The sequence below is a fragment of the Pseudonocardia sp. genome (assembly GCF_035305885.1).
Classification (GTDB): domain Bacteria; phylum Actinomycetota; class Actinomycetes; order Mycobacteriales; family Pseudonocardiaceae; genus Pseudonocardia.
This window is the reverse complement of the sequence record NZ_DATGOP010000152.1, coordinates 24,033-43,520: the sequence shown is the minus strand read 5'-3', so window position 1 is coordinate 43,520 and position 19,488 is coordinate 24,033. Positions and strand designations below refer to the sequence as shown.

General features: G+C 75.7%; 22 protein-coding genes. 13 read left to right on the top strand and 9 right to left on the bottom strand.

Annotation, left to right across the window (positions count from 1 at the left end):
* Positions 1-120: 120 nt before the first annotated feature.
* Both VKZ81_RS33930 and VKZ81_RS33925 read right to left on the bottom strand, forming a co-directional pair.
* Positions 121-300, bottom strand: a complete 180-nt coding sequence (locus VKZ81_RS33930; protein WP_324245855.1) for a hypothetical protein — start codon at positions 298-300, stop codon at positions 121-123.
* A gap of 84 nt (positions 301-384) precedes the next feature.
* Complete coding sequence (locus VKZ81_RS33925; RefSeq protein WP_324245854.1) at positions 385-1,935, bottom strand: AMP-binding protein; 1,551 nt, start codon at positions 1,933-1,935, stop codon at positions 385-387.
* A gap of 96 nt (positions 1,936-2,031) precedes the next feature.
* Here VKZ81_RS33925 and VKZ81_RS33920 point away from each other — a divergent pair, with 96 nt between their 5' ends.
* The gene (locus VKZ81_RS33920; protein ID WP_324245853.1) at positions 2,032-2,217 is read left to right on the top strand and encodes a hypothetical protein; all 186 of its coding nucleotides are present in this window, start codon (positions 2,032-2,034) and stop codon (positions 2,215-2,217) included.
* 399 nt (positions 2,218-2,616) lie between these two features.
* A complete protein-coding gene (locus VKZ81_RS33915; protein ID WP_324245852.1) occupies positions 2,617-2,949 on the top strand; it encodes a histone-like nucleoid-structuring protein Lsr2 in 333 nt (110 codons plus the stop codon).
* Positions 2,950-2,951: 2 nt separating this feature from the next.
* Here the strand turns inward: VKZ81_RS33915 and VKZ81_RS33910 are convergent, their stop codons facing one another.
* Positions 2,952-3,725, bottom strand: coding sequence for a 3-hydroxyacyl-CoA dehydrogenase (locus tag VKZ81_RS33910; RefSeq protein WP_324245851.1), 774 nt, complete (start codon positions 3,723-3,725; stop codon positions 2,952-2,954).
* A gap of 51 nt (positions 3,726-3,776) precedes the next feature.
* Positions 3,777-4,988 (bottom strand): MFS transporter, encoded by a 1,212-nt coding sequence (locus VKZ81_RS33905; protein ID WP_324245850.1) that lies wholly within the window; start codon positions 4,986-4,988, stop codon positions 3,777-3,779.
* A gap of 82 nt (positions 4,989-5,070) precedes the next feature.
* On the opposite strand from VKZ81_RS33905, the gene VKZ81_RS33900 reads away from it, so the two are divergent.
* On the top strand, positions 5,071-6,540 hold the full coding sequence (locus VKZ81_RS33900) for a pyridoxal phosphate-dependent decarboxylase family protein (RefSeq protein ID WP_324245849.1): 1,470 nt from the start codon (positions 5,071-5,073) through the stop codon (positions 6,538-6,540).
* Here VKZ81_RS33900 and VKZ81_RS33895 read toward each other — a convergent pair.
* Together VKZ81_RS33895 and VKZ81_RS33890 are read right to left on the bottom strand one after the other, a co-directional pair.
* A complete protein-coding gene (locus VKZ81_RS33895) occupies positions 6,537-6,833 on the bottom strand; it encodes a DUF6343 family protein (RefSeq protein WP_324245848.1) in 297 nt (98 codons plus the stop codon). The genes VKZ81_RS33900 and VKZ81_RS33895 overlap by 4 nt on opposite strands.
* Positions 6,834-6,859: 26 nt before the next feature.
* Positions 6,860-7,333 (bottom strand): ATP-binding protein, encoded by a 474-nt coding sequence (locus VKZ81_RS33890; protein ID WP_324245847.1) that lies wholly within the window; start codon positions 7,331-7,333, stop codon positions 6,860-6,862.
* A 127-nt stretch (positions 7,334-7,460) separates the two neighbouring features.
* Here VKZ81_RS33890 and VKZ81_RS33885 point away from each other — a divergent pair, with 127 nt between their 5' ends.
* Genes VKZ81_RS33885 through VKZ81_RS33870 form a run of 4 tightly spaced genes read left to right on the top strand, consistent with a single transcriptional unit; the run spans position 7,461 to position 9,570 of the window.
* Complete coding sequence (locus VKZ81_RS33885; RefSeq protein WP_324245846.1) at positions 7,461-8,543, top strand: FUSC family protein; 1,083 nt, start codon at positions 7,461-7,463, stop codon at positions 8,541-8,543.
* 34 nt (positions 8,544-8,577) lie between these two features.
* Positions 8,578-9,030, top strand: coding sequence for a phage holin family protein (locus VKZ81_RS33880; RefSeq protein ID WP_324245845.1), 453 nt, complete (start codon positions 8,578-8,580; stop codon positions 9,028-9,030).
* Positions 9,027-9,383, top strand: coding sequence for a DUF3618 domain-containing protein (locus VKZ81_RS33875; protein ID WP_324245844.1), 357 nt, complete (start codon positions 9,027-9,029; stop codon positions 9,381-9,383). The genes VKZ81_RS33880 and VKZ81_RS33875 overlap by 4 nt, the downstream gene beginning before the upstream one ends.
* Positions 9,370-9,570: a hypothetical protein gene (locus tag VKZ81_RS33870; protein ID WP_324245843.1), complete on the top strand. Its 201-nt coding sequence runs from the start codon at positions 9,370-9,372 to the stop codon at positions 9,568-9,570. The genes VKZ81_RS33875 and VKZ81_RS33870 overlap by 14 nt, the downstream gene beginning before the upstream one ends.
* On the opposite strand, the gene VKZ81_RS33865 is transcribed toward VKZ81_RS33870, so the two are convergent.
* Positions 9,540-10,397: a polysaccharide lyase family 7 protein gene (locus VKZ81_RS33865; protein ID WP_324245842.1), complete on the bottom strand. Its 858-nt coding sequence runs from the start codon at positions 10,395-10,397 to the stop codon at positions 9,540-9,542. The two genes, VKZ81_RS33870 and VKZ81_RS33865, sit on opposite strands and share 31 nt — an antisense overlap.
* Before the next feature lie 114 nt (positions 10,398-10,511).
* Complete coding sequence (gene ligD, locus VKZ81_RS33860; protein WP_324245841.1) at positions 10,512-11,504, bottom strand: non-homologous end-joining DNA ligase; 993 nt, start codon at positions 11,502-11,504, stop codon at positions 10,512-10,514.
* A gap of 210 nt (positions 11,505-11,714) precedes the next feature.
* Here ligD and VKZ81_RS33855 point away from each other — a divergent pair, with 210 nt between their 5' ends.
* The 6 genes from VKZ81_RS33855 to hrpB all read left to right on the top strand — a co-directional run bounded on the left by VKZ81_RS33855 (position 11,715) and on the right by hrpB (position 18,247).
* The gene (locus tag VKZ81_RS33855; protein WP_324245840.1) at positions 11,715-12,686 is read left to right on the top strand and encodes a hypothetical protein; all 972 of its coding nucleotides are present in this window, start codon (positions 11,715-11,717) and stop codon (positions 12,684-12,686) included.
* Between the two features lie 75 nt (positions 12,687-12,761).
* Positions 12,762-13,763, top strand: a complete 1,002-nt coding sequence (locus VKZ81_RS33850) for a ferritin-like domain-containing protein (RefSeq protein WP_324245839.1) — start codon at positions 12,762-12,764, stop codon at positions 13,761-13,763.
* 45 nt (positions 13,764-13,808) lie between these two features.
* Positions 13,809-14,459, top strand: coding sequence for a HemK2/MTQ2 family protein methyltransferase (locus VKZ81_RS33845; protein WP_324245838.1), 651 nt, complete (start codon positions 13,809-13,811; stop codon positions 14,457-14,459).
* Positions 14,452-14,688: a CDGSH iron-sulfur domain-containing protein gene (locus tag VKZ81_RS33840; RefSeq protein WP_324245837.1), complete on the top strand. Its 237-nt coding sequence runs from the start codon at positions 14,452-14,454 to the stop codon at positions 14,686-14,688. Before VKZ81_RS33845 ends, VKZ81_RS33840 begins: the two co-directional genes overlap by 8 nt.
* Positions 14,675-15,760, top strand: a complete 1,086-nt coding sequence (locus VKZ81_RS33835; protein ID WP_324245836.1) for an iron-containing redox enzyme family protein — start codon at positions 14,675-14,677, stop codon at positions 15,758-15,760. Before VKZ81_RS33840 ends, VKZ81_RS33835 begins: the two co-directional genes overlap by 14 nt.
* An 18-nt stretch (positions 15,761-15,778) precedes the next feature.
* Positions 15,779-18,247, top strand: a complete 2,469-nt coding sequence (gene hrpB, locus VKZ81_RS33830; protein ID WP_324245835.1) for an ATP-dependent helicase HrpB — start codon at positions 15,779-15,781, stop codon at positions 18,245-18,247.
* Here the strand turns inward: hrpB and VKZ81_RS33825 are convergent.
* Positions 18,213-19,469, bottom strand: a complete 1,257-nt coding sequence (locus tag VKZ81_RS33825; protein WP_324245834.1) for an MFS transporter — start codon at positions 19,467-19,469, stop codon at positions 18,213-18,215. The two genes, hrpB and VKZ81_RS33825, sit on opposite strands and share 35 nt — an antisense overlap.
* Between the last annotated feature and the right edge of the window lie 19 nt (positions 19,470-19,488).

The window sequence follows — 19,488 nt, the reverse complement described above, 5'->3', positions numbered from 1 at the left end:
GGCGGACCCAACCGCGCCCGGGACCGACGGGGGCCATCGGCTTCGGCGGTCGCCCCCGCCCCGGACCACCGGGCGGCGGCCTGCCACGGGTGGGGACGGCGCGTCCCTGTCGCCCACGCACTAGGCGACCTCCGGCTCGGCGACCGGGGCACGGGTCGGGGGCGGTGCGACCGGCCGTCGCCGGCCGCCGCCGACGCGGGCGGACACGACTGCGGTGCGCTGGCCGACGCACGAGCACGCCTCGGCGATCGCGACGAGGCGGAACGCCATTGCGCCGGTGGGCGGGGAGCTGACAGGCACCCTGTCACTCTGCCGGACGCCGCTCCCCACCCTTTTGCGGGGTGTCTCTTCACACAGCGTGTCCGCGGGTAACCCTGTTGGGCACTATCTCCGCGATGCGGCCGTCCGCTGGCGCAGCACGTACTTCTGGATCTTCCCCGTCGACGTCTTGGGCAGGGGGCCGAACACCACCTGCTTCGGCGCCTTGAACCGGGCCAGCCGGGCGCGCACGTGCTCCTGCAGCTCCTCGGCGGTGGCGTTCGCCCCCTCGTGGAGGGTGACGAACGCGACCGGCACCTCCCCCCACTTCTCGTCGGGTGCGGCCACCACGGCGGCCTCGAGCACGGCGGGGTGGTCGGCGAGCACCTGCTCCACCTCGACACTGGCGATGTTCTCGCCGCCGGAGATGATCACGTCCTTGCTGCGGTCGCGCAGCTCCACGTACCCGTCCGGGTGCAGCACCCCCAGGTCGCCGGTGCGGAACCAGCCGTCCGGCGCGGCCGCCCGGGTCGCCTCCGGGTCCTTGAAGTAGCCCAGCATCACGTTGTTGCCGCGCAGCGCGATCTCGCCGATCGTCGTGCCGTCGGCGGGCACGTCGGACCCGTCGTCGGCGATCACGCGAGCGGTGCAGGCGATCATGTTCCCCACGCCCTGGCGGGCCTTCAGCCGCGCCTGTTCAGCCGGGTCGAGGTCGTTCCACTCCGGGCGCCAGTCGCAGATCATCGCCGGGCCGAACGTCTCGGTCAGCCCGTACAGGTGCGTCACGTCGAAGCCCAGCTCGCCCATCCGCCGCAGGATCGCCGGGGTCGGCGGCGCGCCACCGGTGGACACCCGGACCGTGCGCGGCAGCGGTTCGGCCGCACCGGCGTAGGCGATCATCGACAGCACGGTGGGCGCGCCCTCCAGGTGGGTCACGCCCTCCTCACGGATGAGCCGCCACACCTCGCCGGGATCCACCTTCGGCAGGCACACGTGCGTGGCCGCGGCCGCGGTCACCGCCCACGGGAAGCACCACCCGTTGCAGTGGAACATCGGCAGCGTCCACAGGTGCACCGCCGACGGCGACAACCCCGTGTGCGCCACCATCGCCAACGCCTGCAGGTACGCACCCCGGTGGTGGTACATCACCCCCTTCGGCCGCCCCGTCGTCCCCGACGTGTAGTTGATCGACAACAACGCCCGCTCATCGGTCGGCCGCACCGCGCTGGGCGTCGCCCCGGCCAGGAGCGCCTCGTAGTCCTCCCCCGCCCGCACGCGCCGCGGCGGCGCGGCGAGCCCCGCCACCGCCTCGTTCACGAGCTCGTCGAAGGCCGGGTCGTGCACCAGCACCGCGGCTTGCGCGTGCTCGAGGATGTAGGCGACCTCGCCCGCCGCCAGCCGGGTGTTGATCGCCACCAGCGGCACGCCTGCCCACGGCACCCCGAAATGCGCCTCCAGCAGCACGTGCGTGTTCGGCGCCAGCACCGCCACCGGGCGGCCCGCCGCGAGGGGCGCCAGTGCCCCGGCGAGCCGGCGGCACCGCTCGTGCAGCTCCGCATAGGTGAAGCGGAGGTCCCCGTCGACGACGGCGACCCGGTCGCCGTGCGCGGCGGCGGCCCGGTCCAGGTACGACACCGGCGTCAGCGGCTCGAAGGAGAGCTCGGTTGCCCCATCCATGGCGTCACTATCTCCCGCCGCCGGCGCTCGCGGTAACACCCGCGGCCGTCGGATCGAGCCCTGCCGACCCGGAGGGGGCCGTCGAAGGGACCGATCATGTGCACGAGCTTCCCCGCCGAGCCCTGGCACCGGCACGACCAGCGCTGCTACTGGGACCACACCCGCTGCGAATGGGTCTGCCCGGCCGACGAGGCCGCGGCCGCCGAGCCCGCCGCGGACGAGGCGGCGCCGATTCCGCCCACCGCCGCACCGCCCGCGGGGTCGGCCGGTTCGTCCCGCTGAACCGCGCCCCGCCGGAACTGCCCGAGAACGCCGGTTCGGTGAGCGCATACCGCCGCGCCGGGCCACGCATCTCGAACTGCGTTTTCACCCCTCGTTCGCCGGGCGGGACCGCCCGCACGGCGACGGTTCTGCACGGGTGGGGATCCGGATCCGGAGCGGCTTCCGGAGGGACGGTGAGATCCGCGTGAAGCCCGCCCCGGCGGCGCCGCTGAGCGGTCGCATTCCGGTCCGCCCGCTCCCATTCCCGCTGCTGCGGCCCACGGATCGGCCCCGGATCGACAATGCGCACCGGGCTCCTTTATCATCGTGCGCGAAATCAGTTCCCACCGTTCTCCATCGCCGGATGACCACCCTGCGGGCGTCCTGGCGTACCCGGAGCAGTTCGGAAAGGCAGCACCAGTGGCCAAGCAGACGACCGTCACCCTGGTCGACGACCTGGACGGCAGCGTCGCCGACGAGCAGATCGAGTTCGCCTTCGAGGGTAAGTCCTACGAGATCGACCTGTCCGCGGCCAATAGTGCCAAGTTGCGCGAGGCGCTGGCGCCCTTCATTTCCGCAGCTCGTCGCACGAGTGGACGCCGCCGTTCGGGTGGCTCGACCGCGTCCCGGCCCACCACCGACCGCGAGCTCAACCAGGCGATTCGGGAATGGGCCCAGAAGCAGGGCATGAAGATCTCGGAGCGGGGCCGGATCCCCTCCAACGTCCTCGAGGCCTACCACAAGGCGCACTGATCTCAGCGCGGGGCCATCCGGATTGCGCCGTCGAGCCGGATGACCTCTCCGTTGAGCATCGGATTGGCAACGATGTGCGCCGCGAGCGCGGCGTACTCGGCCGGATCCCCGAGTCGGGCGGGGTGCGGCACCTGTGCCCCGAGCGAGGCCCGCGCCTCGTCCGGCAGTCCGGCGAGCAACGGCGTGTTGAACAAGCCGGGCGCGATCGTCATCACGCGGATCCGCGCGCTCGCCAGATCGCGCGCGATCGGAAGGGTCATCCCCACGACTCCGCCCTTCGAGGCGGAATAGGCGGCCTGGCCGATCTGGCCGTCGAACGCGGCCACCGATGCGGTATTGATGATGACGCCGCGCTCCTCGCCGTCCGGGCCGCCGACCGGGTCGAGGCGCATCATCCGCTCGGCCGCCAGACGGACCACGTTGAACGTGCCGATCAGGTTGATCTCGATCACGCGCGTGAAATCGGCGAGCGGGAACGGGCCGCTGCGCCCGACCGTCCGGTGGGCGGGCCCGATCCCGGCGCAGTTGACCGCCACCCGCAGCGGCCCGAGCTCCTCCGCGACGTCCAACGCCGCCGCCACCTCGGCCTCGCTGCGCACGTCGGCGGGCGCGAACCGCACGCCGTCGCCCAGCTCGGCGGCGCGCTCGGCGCCCGCCGACGACGGCAGGTCGAGGATCACCACCCGCGCGCCCGCATCCCGCAGCGCCGTCGCGGTCGCGAGCCCGAGGCCGGACGCCCCGCCCGTCACCAACGCCACGCCGTCCGTGATGTCCACCGTTCCCGCCTCCCGTTTCCCGGTTGATCGACGGGCCCTGTCATACCACCGTCAGTCCGCGGCGGGGGCGGGACCGATCGTGCCCCGCTCGCCGTAGCGGCGGCGGGCGAGCACGGCGGCGACCGCCAGCGGCACGGACACCGCGACGGCCACCCGGAACACCGCGTCGAACGCGGCGACGTCGGCGAGCGGGGCAAGCACCGCGGTGCCGACCGAGCCGCCCAGGAACAGCAGCGCCGCGAAGAGCGCGATCATCGCCGCTCGCTCCCCCGGCACGACCTCGGTGGCCCAGCTCTGCAGCGTCGTGTGCAGGAACGCCCACGACCCGCCGACGAGCAGGCCGCCGACGGTCACGGTGACCAGGGAGACGGTGAGCGCGGGCAGCGCCCAGCCCGCGACGAGCATGGCCGCGCCCACCGTGGCGAGGCCCACCGCCGACAGGCGCCCGACGAGCGACCGCACCACGCGGGACAGGACGACCGCGCCCACCCCGAACGAGGCGGCGACCAGCCCGGCCACGCCCTCCGACGACCCGAGCGCCTGCACCGCGGCCGGCAGGTAGGTGAGCACGCCCAGCACGATCGCGCCTTCGACGAGCACCAGGACGAGCACGACGAGCGCCCACCGGTCCCGCACCACGGCGAGCAGGGACCCGATCGGGCTCTGGGAGGCGGGTTCGCGCTCCGGCTCGGGCAGCCTGCGCAGCGCCACCCACAGCGCGGCGGCCGCGACCCCGGTCACGGCCGGCACGGCGCGCCAGCCGACGAGCTGGGCGGCCGCGCCCGCGCCCGCGGTCGCGAGCGCGGTGCCGAGGGAGGAGGCGGTGAGCACCTCGGCGAGCGGGCGCTGGCGCACCTGCGCCGGCCACATGTCGCCGACGTACACGAGCGTGGCCGGGATCAGCGCGGCCACGCAGGCCGCCGAGACCGTCCGGGACACGCCGAGGACCAGCAGGTTCGGCGCGAGGGCCGACACGACCCCGGCGAGCGCCGCCCCGAGCAGCGCGATGCGCATGACGCGCACCCGCCCGATGCGGTCGCTCACCAGGCCCCACACCGGTTGCATCAGCCCGTAGGCGAGGTAGTAGGCGCTGGCGACGGCCAGAACGGCCACGAGCGGCGCCCGCATGTCGATGCCGATGACCACGATCAGCGGGGCGAGGGCGAACCGGTCGCAGCTGCTGGTCAGGCCGGTCAGCTGCAGCAACCTCAGGCGGCTCCGCTCACCGCGTCGGCCCGTCATCGCGCCGGGGTCACCAGTCACCGTTCGACCATGCGCCGTCACGGCCGGTTCCGCTGCCAGGACGGGACGTGAGTCCTGCCACTCGAGTCGTTAGCGTGGCGGCGTGACCGCAGATCTCGACCCGGAGGAGTTCCGCCGGCTCGGCCACGCCGTCGTCGACTGGATCGCCGACCACCGCGCCGGGCTCGAGGCGCGACCGGTGCAGCCCGGCGTCGAGCCGGGCTGGGTGCGCGCCCGGATGCCGGCGGCGCTGCCCGAGGACCCCGCCCCGCTGGAGGACCTGCTCGACACCGTCGACCGCGTCGTCGTGCCGGCGAGCACCCTGTGGCAGCACCCGCGGTTCTTCGGCTATTTCCCCGCCAACGCCTCCCTGCACTCGCTGCTCGGCGACATGCTGTCCGGCGCGCTGGGCGCGCAGGGGATGCTGTGGTCCACCTCGCCCGCGGCCACCGAGGTCGAGCAGGTGATGCTCGACGCGTTCGCCGGCGCGTTGGGGCTCGACCCCGCGTTCACGTTCGCGGGCGGCGGGGGCGGCTGCATCCAGGACTCGGCGTCGTCGGCGGCGCTCGTCGTGCTGCTCGCCGCGCTGAACCGGGCCGACCCGCGGTGGCGCGAGTCCGGGGTCAGCGGAACCGAACGGGTCTACGTGACGAGCGAGACCCACTCGTCGCTGGCCAAGGCCGTGCGGGTCGCGGGGCTCGGGGCGCACGCGCTGCGGGTCGTCGACACCGCCCCCGGCACGCTCGCGATGGACCCGGGTGCCTTCGCCGCCGCGCTGCGAGCCGACGTCGCGGCCGGGCTGCGGCCGGTGCTCGTCTGCCCGACCGTCGGCACCACGGGCACCGGCGCGATCGACCCGGTGCGCGCGGTGGCGGAGGCCGCGCGCGAGCACGGCGTGTGGGTGCACGTCGACGCGGCCTGGGCGGGCGTGGCCGCGCTGTGCCCGGAGTTCCGCCACCTCCTCGACGGCGTCGAGCTCGCCGACTCCTTCGCGACGAACGCGCACAAGTGGCTGCTCACCGCGTTCGACGCCGGCCTGCTGTGGGTGCGCGACGGCACCGCCCTCCCGAAGGCGTTGTCGATCACCCCCGAGTACCTGCGCAACGCCGCCTCGGAATCGGGGGCGGTCGTCGACTACCGGGACTGGCAGGTGCCGCTCGGGCGCCGGTTCCGGGCGCTCAAGCTGTGGGCGGTCGTGCACGGCGCGGGGCTGTCCGGGCTGCGCGCCCACATCCGCGAGCACGTCGCGCTGGCCGCGAAGCTCGCCGACCAGGTGCGCGCCGACCCGGGGTTCGAGCTGGTGGGCGAGCCGACGCTCGCGCTGGTGTGCCTGCGGGTGGTCACCGGGGACGGACCCGAGGCCGACGACGCGGCCTCCCGCGCGGTGCTGGACCGGGTCAACGCCTCCGGGGAGGCGTTCCTCACCCACACCGTGGCGGGCGGGCGCTACGTCATCCGGGTGGCGATCGGGTCGGTCACCACCGGCGCCGAGCACGTCGACCAGCTGTGGGACCGGCTGCGCGCCGAGGCCGCCGCCGTGCGGTCGGCCGCCGGGACCCGGCAGTACCCCTAGCCCGGTTCACCGCGCCGCTTGCGGTGCAGCACCCACGCCAGGTCGACGAGGGCGATCAACGCGACCACGACCATCGCCCACCCGAGCAGCGGCAGCCCGTTCGCGAACCCGATCCAGGCCGCGCCACCGGCGAACACGAGCCCGAACACCGCGAGCACGGCGCGCAGCGTCAGCGCGCTGTAGGTCGGGGCGGCTCCGCCGACACCGGCCGTCGGGTCGTGGTAGTCGGGCAGGCCGCGCTCGTAGTCGGCCCGCGTGCGATGCGGGCGGCCTTCTTCTCGGCGGTTCTCCATACCACCGGGGTACCCGCTCGGCGGCGTCAGGCCTCCTCGTGCTCGCGCTCGGCCCCGGGCTCGGGGATCCGGTGCCGCAGCAGCACGCGGCTGCCCCGCTCGTCGAAGTGGATGAGCACCGACTCGGACATGTGCGACATCAGCGGGATGCCGCGCCCGCCGTCGGTCGGGCCCTCCGACGGCGGGCGCCAGCTGCCGTGGTCGACCACCTCGATGCACAGCGTCGCCGCCGAGCCCTCCGCAGAGCCCTCCGTCGGGCCCTCGGTCCACAGCGTGAGGTCGACGACCCCGGCCTCGTCGGGGCCGTAGGCGTGGCGCACGGCGTTGGCGGCCGCCTCGTCGACGGCGAGCACGACGTCGGCGACCTCCATCTCGGTCAGCTGCAGCGGGGCGAGCCAGGCGGAGAGCTCCCGCCGGATCACCGCGAGCTGCTGCGGGTCCGCCGGCCAGCTGCGGTGGACGAACTCGATGCGGCCGGGGGCGGGCGGCGAAACCTCCATGCCCACCACGTTCCACCGCATCCCGGAGAAGCAAACGTCGCCGGCCGCTTCTCGTCGGCCGGTGGCCCGCTCGTCGTTCCCCGTGGACCGGCGGGCGCACCCGGGGTGGCGTGCTGCACTCCGGTGCATGTCCCCGCCGGCCCCGGGGCACCACCAGGACGTGGCGAGCTACCGGCAGCGGGTGTGGGAGCGCCTGCGCGTGCTGCGCAGGCCGAGCCGCGAGCGCGAGGTCGTGGTGCAGTCGGTCAAGGCCGGGCTGGCCTGCGTCGGCGCGCTGCTGGTGACCGCGCCGTGGGCGGGCAGCCTCGCCTTCCTCGCCCCGTACGCCGCGGTGCTCACCGTGACCAGCACCGTGCGGGGATCGTGGAAGGGCGCGGCGCGCCAGGCGGCCACCGTGACGACCGGCGTGGTGCTGGCCTACGTCGTGGGCCTGCTCGCCCCGGCCACCTCCGTCGCCGTCGGCCTGGTCGTCCTGCTCGGGCTGCTCGTGGGCCGGTGGCGGCAGTTCGGGCCCGACGGGTGGTGGACCGCGATCACCGCGCTCATCGTGGTGGTCAACGGCACGGCGGCCTCCGCGTGGGACCTCGCCGGGTGGGTGGCGCTCAGCCTCTGCGGCGCGTTCGTGGGGGCGCTGGTGAACACGCTCGTGCTGCCGCCGGTGCACCTGCGCGACGCGCACTCCGCGGTCGCGGCGCTGGTCGGCGAGGTGGCGGCGGACCTGCGCGACATGGCCGCGACCGTGCACGACGGCTGGTCGGTGGCCGACGCCCGCTGGTGGGCCGACAACGCCCGCGGCCTGCGCCACGCCGTCCGTCGGGCCGACGACGCGGTCTGGTACGGGCGCGAGAGCGTCCGCTGGAACCCGCGCAGGCGCCACATCCGCCGCGCCGACTCCCCGCTCGCCGGCCGCGACGTCGTCGACCGGCTGAGCCGGATGAGCGAACGGGTGCTCCAGGTCAGCGTGCTGCTCGGCAACCTCGCCGAGCACGCCGACCACCCCGGCGACCCCGAGCTCGCGGCGCTTCTGGAACGGCTGGCCGACGCGGTCGAGGTGATCGGCGAACGGCCGGACGAGCTCGCCGCCGCGCTGGACGCGCCGGGGGCGGAGGCGCAGCGGCTGCGGGACGGCGCGGGCGCCCAGGCGGCGCGCCAGGCGTGCGTCATGGCCGTGTCCGATGCGGTGGCCGAGCTGGAGGCCGTCGCGGTTTAGTTAGTGGGGCCCGGTCGAGGGGTAGGCCTGCGGCATGACCACGAACCCGACCGACGTGCCGGCCCAGCGGTCGGCGCCGTCCGCCAACGGACACCGTGACCTCGCCGACGTCCCCACCGGCGAGCTGGTCCGCAGGCTGTCGACGCAGCTGTCGGAGCTGGTGCGCCGCGAGCTGGACCTCGCGCGCACCGAGCTCGCCGCGAAGGGCAAGCGCGCGGGCGCCGGGGCGGGGCTGGCCGGCGCGGGTGGTGTGGTGGCCCTGTTCGGGGTCGGCGCGCTGGTCGCGGCCGCCGTGGCCGGGCTCGCGACCGTGGTCCCGGTGTGGTTCGCCGCCCTGATCGTCGGCGTGGTCCTGCTGCTCGTCGCGGGCGTGCTCGCCCTCGTCGGCCGGTCCCGGCTGCGCGCGGCCACTCCCCCGGTGCCCGAACAGGCGGTGCGGGGCGTCCAGGAGGACGTCTCCGCGGTCCGGAACGCGGTGCACCGATGAGCGCGCCGGACGGCGACCGCACCCCGGCGCGGGGCGAGATCGTCGAACGGGACGTGGAACGGCTGCGGGCCGAGATCGGCGACACCGTCGAGGAGCTCGTCCACCGCGTCGACGTGCCTCAGCGGCTGCGCGAGAAGCGGGCCGAGACCAGCGAGCGGGTGCACGACCTGCTCGCCCACACCCGCGAGGTCGTCACGCAGAAGGCCACGGCGACGGCGCCGGTCGTCGAGGAGGCCGTGCGCACCCGGCCGCTCGTGGTCGGCGGGGTCATCGCGGCGCTGTTGCTGTTGCTCCTGCGCAGCACGCGGCGCAGGAGCACCCACCGGAAGGAGGACACCGGTGCAACGCGGTAGCTCCACGCACAGCCCGCGCGAGGACGAGGCGCTCACCGACCAGCTCTCCGGCGAGCTCGGCCCGGGCGGGTCGAACCGCGAGGAGTGGGCCGCCGCCGAGCCGCCCGCCGACGACGACCGGCCGGAGCGCTCCGACGGGCGGGACCGACCGGGCCGTCAGTCGGTGTGGGTCACCTTCAGCGAGTAGACCGCGACCGCGCCCGGCGTGCCCTCGGCGTCGCCCTTCTCGGGACTGGACTGCACGTAGGCGCCGACCTTGAAGTACCAGCCCGTGCCGCTCTTTCGCAGCTCGGCCTTCCGCTGCCCGTCGTGGAAGACCTCGATCCGCCCGTCCGCGGCGACGATCTTCAGGTCGTAGGGGGTGCCGAGCCGGTAGGCCGGGTCGAGGACGGTCTCGGTCTCGCCGTCGTCGCTCTGCACGGTGAGCCGCTCGCCCTCGAGCCGGATCTGCAGCACGTCGTCGTCGCCGTCGTGGATCTGCGCCGCCACCACTTCGGGCTTGACCTTCGGCACCGCGAGGATCGCCTGCCGGGTCTCCAGCGTGTGCGTGCCACCGGGGTTCGACCACGCCGCCTTCTCGTCACCGCGCATCTCCCGCAGCTCCGAGCGCGGGTACTTGCTGTTCTTCGTCGTGACGCCGCCGACCTCGGCGGTGAACACGACCGCGTCGCGGGCCGGGGTCACCGAGAAGAACTCGTCGCTGAAGCGCGCGAGCTGGGCCGAGAGCACCTCTTTCGGCTTGCCCTGCTCACCGGTCGGGAGCGTGAGCTTCCAGTTGCTCAGGTCGAGCAGGTCGGCCGGGACCTCCGCCCGCCCGGGCCCCTCCGGCACCGACGGCTGGTCGATCGCCTCCGGCAGGCCGGGCACCCGCACCTCGGCGACGGGCGGCGGCACCGGCACCGGCAGCTCGGGGATCGGGGGGACCGGGATCGACACCGCGGGGAACGACACCGCGGGGAACGACAACGCAGCGGCGAGCGCAGTGGTGAGGAGCGGGTGGCTGAACGGTGACACGGGCTTCCCCTCGGCCGGACTCGCGCGGGATCCGCGTGAGTGGTGCGGGAGCGGACGTTGTCGAACGGTAACCACGCCGCTGCCCGCGGTGAGGGCGAGTAACCCGAATGTGGATCACCCGCTCGCGTGGGCGCCGCCCCCGATGGTCGCCTCGGCCGGGTCCTTGTCGGTGCGCAGGCCGCGCCACGCCGCGTGCCGCAGCCGGCCGTCCTTGGTGAGCACCCGGTAGACGACCTCGCCCACCAGCTCGGGGCGCACCCAGCGGGCCTTGCGGGCCTCGTCGCGCGGCACCTCCTCGTCGAACGGGCTCTCGGCCTGCTCGCGGGCGTGCAGCTCGGGCAGCAGCGAGCGCAGTGCGGCCTCGGTGAACCCGGTGCCGACGTGGCCGAGGTAGCGCAGCGAGCCGTCCGCGTCGTAGGCGCCGAGCAGCAGCGCTCCGATGCTGTTCGCGCGCCGTCCCTCCCCGGACGTCCAGCCGCCGATCACCACCTCCTGGGTGTGCAGCAGGGCGGTCTTGATCCACGCGGTCGAGCGGCGCCCGGGCTCGTAGCGGGAGGCACGCCGCTTGCCGACCACGCCCTCGAGGCCGTGGGCGCGGGCGACCTGGAGCAGTTGCGCGCCGCTCACGCCGACCGCGGGCGGGGGCACCTGCACCCGGGACCCGGCGAGCCCGAGCCCCTCCAGCAGCTCGCGCCTGCGGTCGTAGGTCTCCTCCAGCAGCGGGACGCCGTCGAGGTGGAGCAGGTCGAACACGATGTAGGAGACCGGGATGCGCTCCAGCAGCTGCGGGTCCGGGGAGCGCACGTGCATCCGGTGCTGCAGGGTGCCGAAGTCGGGGCGGCCCGACTCGTCGAGCGCGACGATCTCCCCGTCGAGCAGCGCCGGGCGGCCGTCGAGCAGCGCGACGAGGTCGGCGAGCTCGGGGTAGGCCGCGGTGACGTCGTTGCCGCGCCTGCTGTGCGCCCTGATCCGCTCGCCCGCCACGCCGGTGACGGCCCGCACGCCGTCCCACTTGAACTCGAACGACCAGGCCGGGCCCGCGGGGGGATCGCCCGGCGTGGCCAGCATCGGCGGCACGGGCGGTGGCAGCGCGGGGGTCGGGTCCATCCCCGGCAGCCTGCCCGCCGTGCCGCCGGTGCGCACCCCCGCACACCGGGAAGGGTGGGCCGGCGGCCGCCTCTCGAGGGGCGGGGAGGCGGCCGCCGGGGGGGCACGGGGCGGCCGGGGGGTCTCCGCCATGTCCGTGCTACTCCACGGTAACCGTTGCACGTGCAATCGTGCGGATCTTCGTGCCCGAAACCGCACTAGGCTCGGTGTGTGCCCGACCACTCCGCCCCCGCCACCGACGTCGACGACGCGTTGGGCACGGTCGCCGACGAGCTCTACGGCGTGCCACCGGACGAGTTCATCGCGGCGCGCGACGCGGCCGTCGCCGAGGCGCGTGAGCGGGGCGACCGCCGGCTGGCCAAGGCCATCGGCAGGCTGCGCAAGCCCACCAAGGCCGCGTGGCTGGCCAACCTGCTGGCCCGGCACCGCTCCGAACAGCTCGAGGGGCTGCTCGCGCTCGCCCCGGGGCTCGCCGACGCCCAGCGCACCCTCGACGGCCCGGCGCTGCGCCAGCTGTCGAGCAAGCGCCACCAGCTGGTGGCGGCGATGGCGCGCGAGGCGGGGCGGCTCGCCCAGGAGGCGGGCGACCCGGCGGCCGAGAGCGTGCTGCGCGAGCTGCACGGCATCCTCGACGCCGCGCTCGCCCGCCCGGAGATCGCCGAGCAGGTCCGTTCCGGCCGGCTCACCCGCACGCTCAGCTACACCGGTTTCGGCCCCGAGGTCGACCCGGACGCGGTGGCCGTGCCGTCGGCGCCCCGCTCGTCGGCGCCCCCACCGTCCCCCGAACCGGAGCGACCCGACGAGCCCGACCGGGACGACGACGCCGAGCGGCGGGCGCGCCTGGAACGGCTGCAGGCCGAGCGCGACCGGCGGGCCGACGAGCTCGCCGCCGCGGAGGACGAGGAGGCCGAGGCACGGGCGAAGCAGGACGCCGACGAGGCCGCGCGGGACGAGGCGGTCGCCGCCCGCGAGGAGGCCCGTCGGCGGGTGGCCGAGCTCACCGCCGAGCTCGAGGCGGCCCGGGAGCGGGAACGCGAGGCCGCCACGGCCGCCCGCGACGCGGAGACGGCGGCCAAGGCCTCCGCGCGCGCCGTCGGGGTGGCGGCGTCCCGCGCGGCCAGGGCGAGGGCCCGGCTGGAGGAGCTGGACGCCCGGTTGGGGGCCGGGTCGGGCGACGAGTAGGTCACCGGATCGGCCGTGCCCCGCATCACCCGGGCGCCAGGCGTGTCGATCCCGGTCCCCGGGCACCCGAGGGGCATGGCGAACCCCACCACCGCCCTCCCGACCGCCCCCGAGGCCGAGGCCACCACCGCCGTCGCGGCCCAGCTGCGCGCCCTCGAACAGCTCACCCGCACCGAGGCGCAGATCGCCCGGATCCGCACCGGCCAGGCCAGCACCGATGCCGTGCGCCTCGAGCTGGAGCGAAACGGCGCCAACGCGGTGCGGCGCGCCGAGCGCATCGAGCGCGCGCTGCGCGACCTGGGCGCCGTGCCCGACGTCGTGACGCCCGCGATCGGCCGGATCATCGCGCTGTTCAAGACCACCGTCGAGCAGGTGCAGCCGATCGACGAGGCGCTGCTGGGTGACCTCGCCCTCGAACACCAGCTGCTCGACCGCGCCCGCTACCTGCGCGTGCTCGCCCAGCGGGCGGGCCTCGACGAGGTGGAGCGGCTCGCCGACGACCTCGTCACCGCCCACACCGCCACCGTCGACTGGCTGACCCGCGTCCTCGCCGAGGAGGCGCTCGGTGGCCCCGCCTCCCTCGTCCCGACCCCGCTGCAGCGGTTCGCGGGCGGCGTGGCGCACGCGGTCTGGCTGCCCACCCGGTTCGCCGTGGAGCAGGTCAACCGGGCCGTCCACACCGTCTACCGCACCGGCGAGGGAGCCGTCGAGGCCGTCGAGGGCGTCGCCGGTGCGGCCGCCCGGTTCGGCAGCGGCGCCCGCGAGGTCGCGACCGCGGGCCGCGACGCCACGCTGCAGCAGGCCGAGCGGGTGGCGCGCCGCGAGGGCGCCGACACCGTGGCGGGCGCGGTGCACGACACCCGCGCGGACCTGGGCGGCCTCGCCGCCTCGGAGCTGCCGATCAAGCACTTCGAGGAGATGACGGCGCAGCGGGCGATCGCCGCCCTCCGCGAGCTCGACGACCCCGACGACCTGCGCACCATGATCGCGTTCGAGGAGTCCCACAAGAACCGCTCCGGCGTCGTCGAGGCGGCGCAGGCGCGCTGCTCGGCGCTCGCCGGCGGGCGGACCGTCTGAGCGGTGATGTTTGGCCCGCCCGTGCCGGGGCATCAGATCCTTGTGATGCTGCTCTGCCCCCCAGGGGTGTACCGGGCCGAGGGTGACACCCATCTGCTCACCGACGTGATGTGTCAGGGGGCGTTCGCCCGCGACCGCGACGTCCTCGACATCGGTACGGGCAGCGGGGCGCTCGCCATCGCCGCGGCCCGGGCCGGCGCGCGCACCGTCAGCGCCGTCGACGTCTCGCTGCGCTCGGTCGCCGCGACCTGGGTCAACTCCCGGCTGCACCGGGCCGCGGTCGCGGTGCACCGGGGCGACCTGTTCCGCCCCGTCGCCGGCCGCCGCTTCGGGCTGGTGGTGGCCAACCCCCCGTACGTGCCGGCGCTGACGTCCCGGCTGCCGCGCCACCGCAAGGCGCGCTGCTGGGACGCCGGTCCGGACGGGCGGGCCTTCCTCGACCGGATCTGCGCCGAGGTGCCGCAGGTCCTCGCGCCCGGCGGTGAGGTGCTGATCGTGCACTCCGGCGTGTGCGACGCGGCGCTCACGCTCGACGCCCTCGACCGCGCCGGCCTGGTGCCGCAGGTGCTCGCCAAGGCCACCGTGCCGTTCGGGCCGGTCATGCGGGCCAGGGCCGCGTACCTGGAGTCCCGCGGCCTCATCGAGCCGGGGCAGCGCGAGGAGGAGCTCGTGGTCGTGGGGGCCCGCCATGCCTGACCGGGCGCCCGACCCCGCGCGCCAGGTCCTGGTCACCGACGAGGGCCCGGTGCTGGTGTCCGGCCCGGTGGACATCGTGCTCCCGGACGGCAGCCACGTGCGCTCCGACCGCCCGGTGACCGCGCTGTGCACCTGCAAGCGCAGCCGCCGCAAGCCCTTCTGCGACACCAGCCACCGGCGCAAGGTCCGCAGCTCGAACGAGGAGAAGAACAACGGTGCTCGGCACTAGCCCCGTCCGCCCGGTCGAGGCGCCACCCCTGCCGCAGCCGCGCGGTCCGCTGTCGGCGGCCGTGATCGACGCGCTGCGCCGGGGCCCCACCCTCCTCCCGCCCGTGGACGGCGCCGATCCCCACGGCGACGACCTGCAGCTCGCCCTGTACTGCCTGTACGAGATGCACTACCGCGGCTTCGGGGGCGTCCCCGACGACCGCGAGTGGGACCCGGCCCTGGTGGCGCTGCGCGTCGCCGCCGAGAACGCATTCCTCGACGCGCTGCGGGCCGAGGCCGACCCCTCCGACGACGTGGACGCCGAGATCGGCGCGCTGCTCGTCGAGCCGGTCGAGGGCACCGGGCCGTCGTGGCACCTGGCCAAGGACGGCGAGCGTTGGCAGGTCCGCGAGTACGTGGCGCAGCGCTCGCTGTACCACCTCAAGGAGGCCGACCCGCAGGCCTGGGTGATCGCCCGGCTCGACGGGCCGGCCAAGGCCGCGCTCGTCACCGTCGAGCACGACGAGTACGGCGCGGGCAACCCCGACCGGATGCACGCGCGGCTGTTCGCCGACATGATGCGCGCCCTCGACCTCGACGACTCCTACGGCGCCTACCTGGACGCCGCGCCCGCCGAAGCCCTCGCCGAGGTCAACTTCATGTCGCTGTGCGGGCTGCGCCGCGCCCTGCGCGGGGCGCTGGTCGGCCAGTTCGCCACGGTCGAGCTCACCTCCTCCCCCGGCTCGGACCGCCTGGTCAAGGCCATGCGCCGGCTCGACCTGCCGGAGGCGGCGGTCGAGTTCTACGCCGAGCACGTCGAGGCGGACGCGGTGCACGAGCAGCTCGTCCGCCGCGGCGTCATCGCCCCGCTGCTCGCGGCCGAACCGGCGCTCGCCGCCGACGTCGTGTTCGGGATCCGGGCGAGCGGCCTGCTCGCCGACCGGTTCGGCGAGCGGCTGCTGCGCCACTGGGCCGAGCACCGGTCGTCGCTGCGCCACCCCCTGCCCGACGCACCCCAACCCGACGCCACCCAACCCGACGCCACCCAACCCGACGCCGCCCAACCCGACGCCACGCAGCCCGCGCTCGCCTGACCGGCAGACTGGGGGCCGATGTCCCCCGAGTCCGCCGAGCCCACCGAGCTGCCGGTCCGCGCCGCCCTCCCCCGCATCGCCGACACCCTCGTCCGGGCCGGCTCCGCGGTGCTCGTCGCGCCGCCCGGGACCGGCAAGACCACGCTCGTGCCGCCCGCGCTGGCGGCCGAGCTGCCGGGCAAGGTGGTCGTGGCCGAGCCGCGCCGGCTCGCGGCCAGGGCCGCGGCCGCGCGGATGGCGGCGCTCGCCGGCGAGGAGGTCGGCCGCACCGTCGGTTATGCGGTGCGCGGGGACGCCCGCACCTCGACGGCCACCCGGATCGAGGTCGTCACCTCGGGCCTGCTGCTACGCCGGCTCGTCGCCGACCCGGAGCTGCCCGGCACCGCCGCCGTGGTGCTCGACGAGTGCCACGAGCGGCACCTCGACGCCGACCTGCTGCTCGCGCTGCTGCTCGACGCCCGCGACGGCCTGCGCCCCGACCTGCGGCTGCTCGCGACCTCGGCGACCGTCCGCACCCAGCGCCTCGCGCAGCTGCTCGCCGCCTCCGCAGACCCGGCCCCGGTGCTCGAGGTCGAGGCCCGCACCCACCCCGTGTCCGTCCGCCACCTCCCGCCGCTGCGCGGCGAGCGGATCGAGGCGTGCGTGGCGCGCGCCGTGCGCACCGCGCTCGACGAGGACGACGGCGACGTGCTCGCGTTCCTCCCCGGCGCCGCCGAGATCCGCCGCACCGCCGCGGCCCTCGCCGGCGTCGATGCGGACGTGCTGCCGCTGCACGGACGGCTCCCGCCCGCCGAGCAGGACCGCGCGCTGCGGCCGGGGCCGCGCCGCCGGGTCGTGCTCGCGAGCGCCGTCGCCGAGTCCAGCCTCACCGTGCCGGGGGTGCGCGCGGTCGTGGACTCGGGCCTCGCGCGGGTACCGCGCACCGACCACCGCCGCGGGCTCGCCGGGCTGGTCACCGTCCGGGTGTCGGCCGCGGTGGCGCAGCAGCGCGCCGGGCGGGCCGGCCGCGAGGCCCCGGGCCGGGTGCTGCGCTGCTGGCCGGAGGGCGAGCTGCTCGCCCCCGAGCCGGATCCGGAGATCCGCACCGCCGACCTCACCCGGCTCGCGCTCGACCTCGCCTGCTGGGGCACCCCGGACGGGTCGGGCCTGCGCTGGTGGGACCCGCCGCCCGAGGGGCCGCTGCGGGCCGGCCGGGAGGTGCTGCGCGCGCTCGGCGCGCTCGACGGCGACGCGGTCACCGGGCGGGGCCGCCGCATGGCCGAGCTCGGCCTGCACCCGCGGCTGGCCGGGGCGCTGCTCGACGGCGCCGCCGAGGTCGGGGCTCGGGCGGCCGCGGAGGTGGTGGCGCTGCTCGACGACGACACCCTCGCCGGCGGGGTGGAGCTCGAGGCCGAGCTGCGGAGGCTGCGCTCCGGGTCCGCACCCGGCGCCGGGCGGTGGCGGGCCGAGGTGCGCAGGCTGGAACGCCAGGTCGACGGGGAGGGCACCGGCGCCGGTCGGGGGGACGACCCGGCGCTCGTCACCGCGCTCGCCCACCCGGAACGGCTCGCGCGGCGGCGCTCCCCCGGCTCGCGGCGCTACCTCATGGCCGGCGGCACGGCCGTGGAGCTGCCCCCGGGCACGGCGCTCGCCGACCAGGAGTGGCTCGCCGTCGCCGTCGCCGACCGCACGCCCGGCGCCGACCACGGCCGGGTCCGCCTCGCCGCCGCGGCCGACCGCGAGCTCGCGCTGCGCGCCGCACCCGCCCTCGTCGCGGAGGCCGACGAGGTGACGTGGGTGCGCGGCGACCCGGCCGGGGTGGTGGCCCGCCACGTCCGGCGCCTGGGCGCGATCGTCCTCGACGAGCACCGCATCGCCGAGCCCTCACCGGGCGCGCTGCGCGACGCCCTCCTCGACGGGCTGCGCACCGAGGGCCTCGGGCTGCTGCGCTGGTCGGACGGCGCGCGCCGGCTGCGCGACCGGCTCGCCACGCTGCACCGCGTGCTCGGCCCGCCGTGGCCGGACGTGTCCGACGAGGCCCTGCTCGCCGACCCCGAGCGGTGGGGCCCGCACCTCGCGGGCGCCCGCAACCGCTCCGACCTCGGCCGCGTCGACGCGGCAGCGGTCCTGCGCGGCCTGCTCGGCTGGCGCGAGGCCGCCGCCCTCGACGAGCTCGCGCCGGAGCGGATCACCGTGCCGTCCGGCTCGCGGATCGCGATCGACTACTCCGGGGAACGGCCCGTCCTCGCCGTGAAGGTGCAGGAGGTGTTCGGCTGGACCGGGGCGCCCGCGGTGGCCGGCGGGCGGCTCCCGGTGGTGTTGCACCTGCTGTCGCCCGCGGGGCGCCCCGCCGCCGTCACCGCGGACCTCGCGACGTTCTGGGAGACCGGCTACCCGCAGGTCAGGGCGGAGCTGCGGGGCCGGTACCCCAAGCACGCGTGGCCGGAGGACCCGCGCACCGCCGCACCGGTGGTCACCGGTCGTGGATCGCGGCGTCCCGGGCGGTGATCGCCTCCTCCGCCACGGCGGGGATCTCGGTCGTCGCCTCCTGCGCCGCCTCCCGGTCCTCCGGGGAGGTGTCGAGCTCGGCGCGGACCGTCTGCAGCAGCAGCATCCCGGCCAGCACGACCACCGCGCCGAGCAGGAACGGCACGTGCACCGACAGGTGCTCGGCGAGCAGCCCGGCCACGAACGGGGCGACCCCGCCGCCGATGAAGCGCACGAACCCGTAGGTCGCCGACGCGACCGGCCGCGGCACCGGCGAGATGCTCATGACCGCGGTCGTGACCAGCGTGTTGTTCAGCCCGAGGAACGCGCCGGAGGCGATCACCGCGGCGATCACGACCCACCGCTGCCCGGGGAACGTCCCGATCAGGGCGAGGACCACGGCCACGCACACGAGGGACGCGGTGAGGGTGCGGGCGGTCCCGAAGTGCCCTTCCAACCAGGGCGCGCCGAACACCGCGAAGATCGCCACCAGCACGCCCCACGCGAAGAACACCCCGCCCAGCGCCAGCGCGTCGAGGTCCATCAGGAACGGGGCGTAGCCGAGGAGGGTGAAGAAGCCCCAGTTGTAGAGCAGGCCGACCAGACTCGTGCTGCGCAGGCTGCGGTGGCGCAGCGCGGCCAGCGGCTCGCGCAGCGACGAGCGCCGCGCGGGCCGGGGTGTCGGCGGCAGGAACACCACGGTGGCCACGAGCGCGATCAGCATGAGGACCGAGACGCCGAGGAACGGCAGGCGCCAGCTGACGTTGCCCAGGAGCCCGCCCAGCAGGGGGCCGGTGGCGATGCCGATGCCGAGCGCGGTCTCGTAGAGCACGATCGCCCCGGCGAACCCGCCGCTCGCCGAGGCGACGATCACCGCGAGCGAGGTCGCGATGAACAGGGCGTTGCCCAGACCCCAACCGGCGCGGAACCCGACGATCCCGGCGATCGAGTCGGAGGCCCCGGCGGCGCCCGCGAACACCACGATGAGCACCAGGCCCGCGATCAGCGTGCGCTTGGCGCCGATCCGGCTCGACACGGCGCCCGTGACCAGCATCGCGACCGCCGTGACGATGAGGTAGCTGGTGAACAGCAGCTCCACCTGTGTGTGGCTCGCATCCAGCTGCGTCGCGAGCGCGGGGAGGATCGGGTCGACGAGCCCGATCCCCATGAACGACACCACGCAGGCGAAGGCGACGGCCCACACGGCCTTCGGCTGGCGGAACGGACTGATCTCGGAGGTCACGGCGACCGAGTATAGATAG

Excerpts from the sequence above, each read along its gene's own strand:
- VKZ81_RS33925 (WP_324245854.1), bottom strand. The coding sequence starts at position 1,935 with ATGGATGGGGCAACCGAGCTCTCCTTCGAGCCGCTGACGCCGGTGTCG.
- VKZ81_RS33920 (WP_324245853.1), top strand. The coding sequence starts at position 2,032 with ATGTGCACGAGCTTCCCCGCCGAGCCCTGGCACCGGCACGACCAGCGC.
- VKZ81_RS33895 (WP_324245848.1), bottom strand. The coding sequence starts at position 6,833 with ATGGAGAACCGCCGAGAAGAAGGCCGCCCGCATCGCACGCGGGCCGAC.
- VKZ81_RS33890 (WP_324245847.1), bottom strand. The coding sequence starts at position 7,333 with ATGGAGGTTTCGCCGCCCGCCCCCGGCCGCATCGAGTTCGTCCACCGC.
- VKZ81_RS33885 (WP_324245846.1), top strand. The coding sequence starts at position 7,461 with ATGTCCCCGCCGGCCCCGGGGCACCACCAGGACGTGGCGAGCTACCGG.
- VKZ81_RS33880 (WP_324245845.1), top strand. The coding sequence starts at position 8,578 with ATGACCACGAACCCGACCGACGTGCCGGCCCAGCGGTCGGCGCCGTCC.
- VKZ81_RS33875 (WP_324245844.1), top strand. The coding sequence starts at position 9,027 with ATGAGCGCGCCGGACGGCGACCGCACCCCGGCGCGGGGCGAGATCGTC.
- ligD (WP_324245841.1), bottom strand. The coding sequence starts at position 11,504 with ATGGACCCGACCCCCGCGCTGCCACCGCCCGTGCCGCCGATGCTGGCC.
- VKZ81_RS33850 (WP_324245839.1), top strand. The coding sequence starts at position 12,762 with ATGGCGAACCCCACCACCGCCCTCCCGACCGCCCCCGAGGCCGAGGCC.
- VKZ81_RS33845 (WP_324245838.1), top strand. The coding sequence starts at position 13,809 with ATGCTGCTCTGCCCCCCAGGGGTGTACCGGGCCGAGGGTGACACCCAT.
- VKZ81_RS33840 (WP_324245837.1), top strand. The coding sequence starts at position 14,452 with ATGCCTGACCGGGCGCCCGACCCCGCGCGCCAGGTCCTGGTCACCGAC.
- hrpB (WP_324245835.1), top strand. The coding sequence starts at position 15,779 with ATGTCCCCCGAGTCCGCCGAGCCCACCGAGCTGCCGGTCCGCGCCGCC.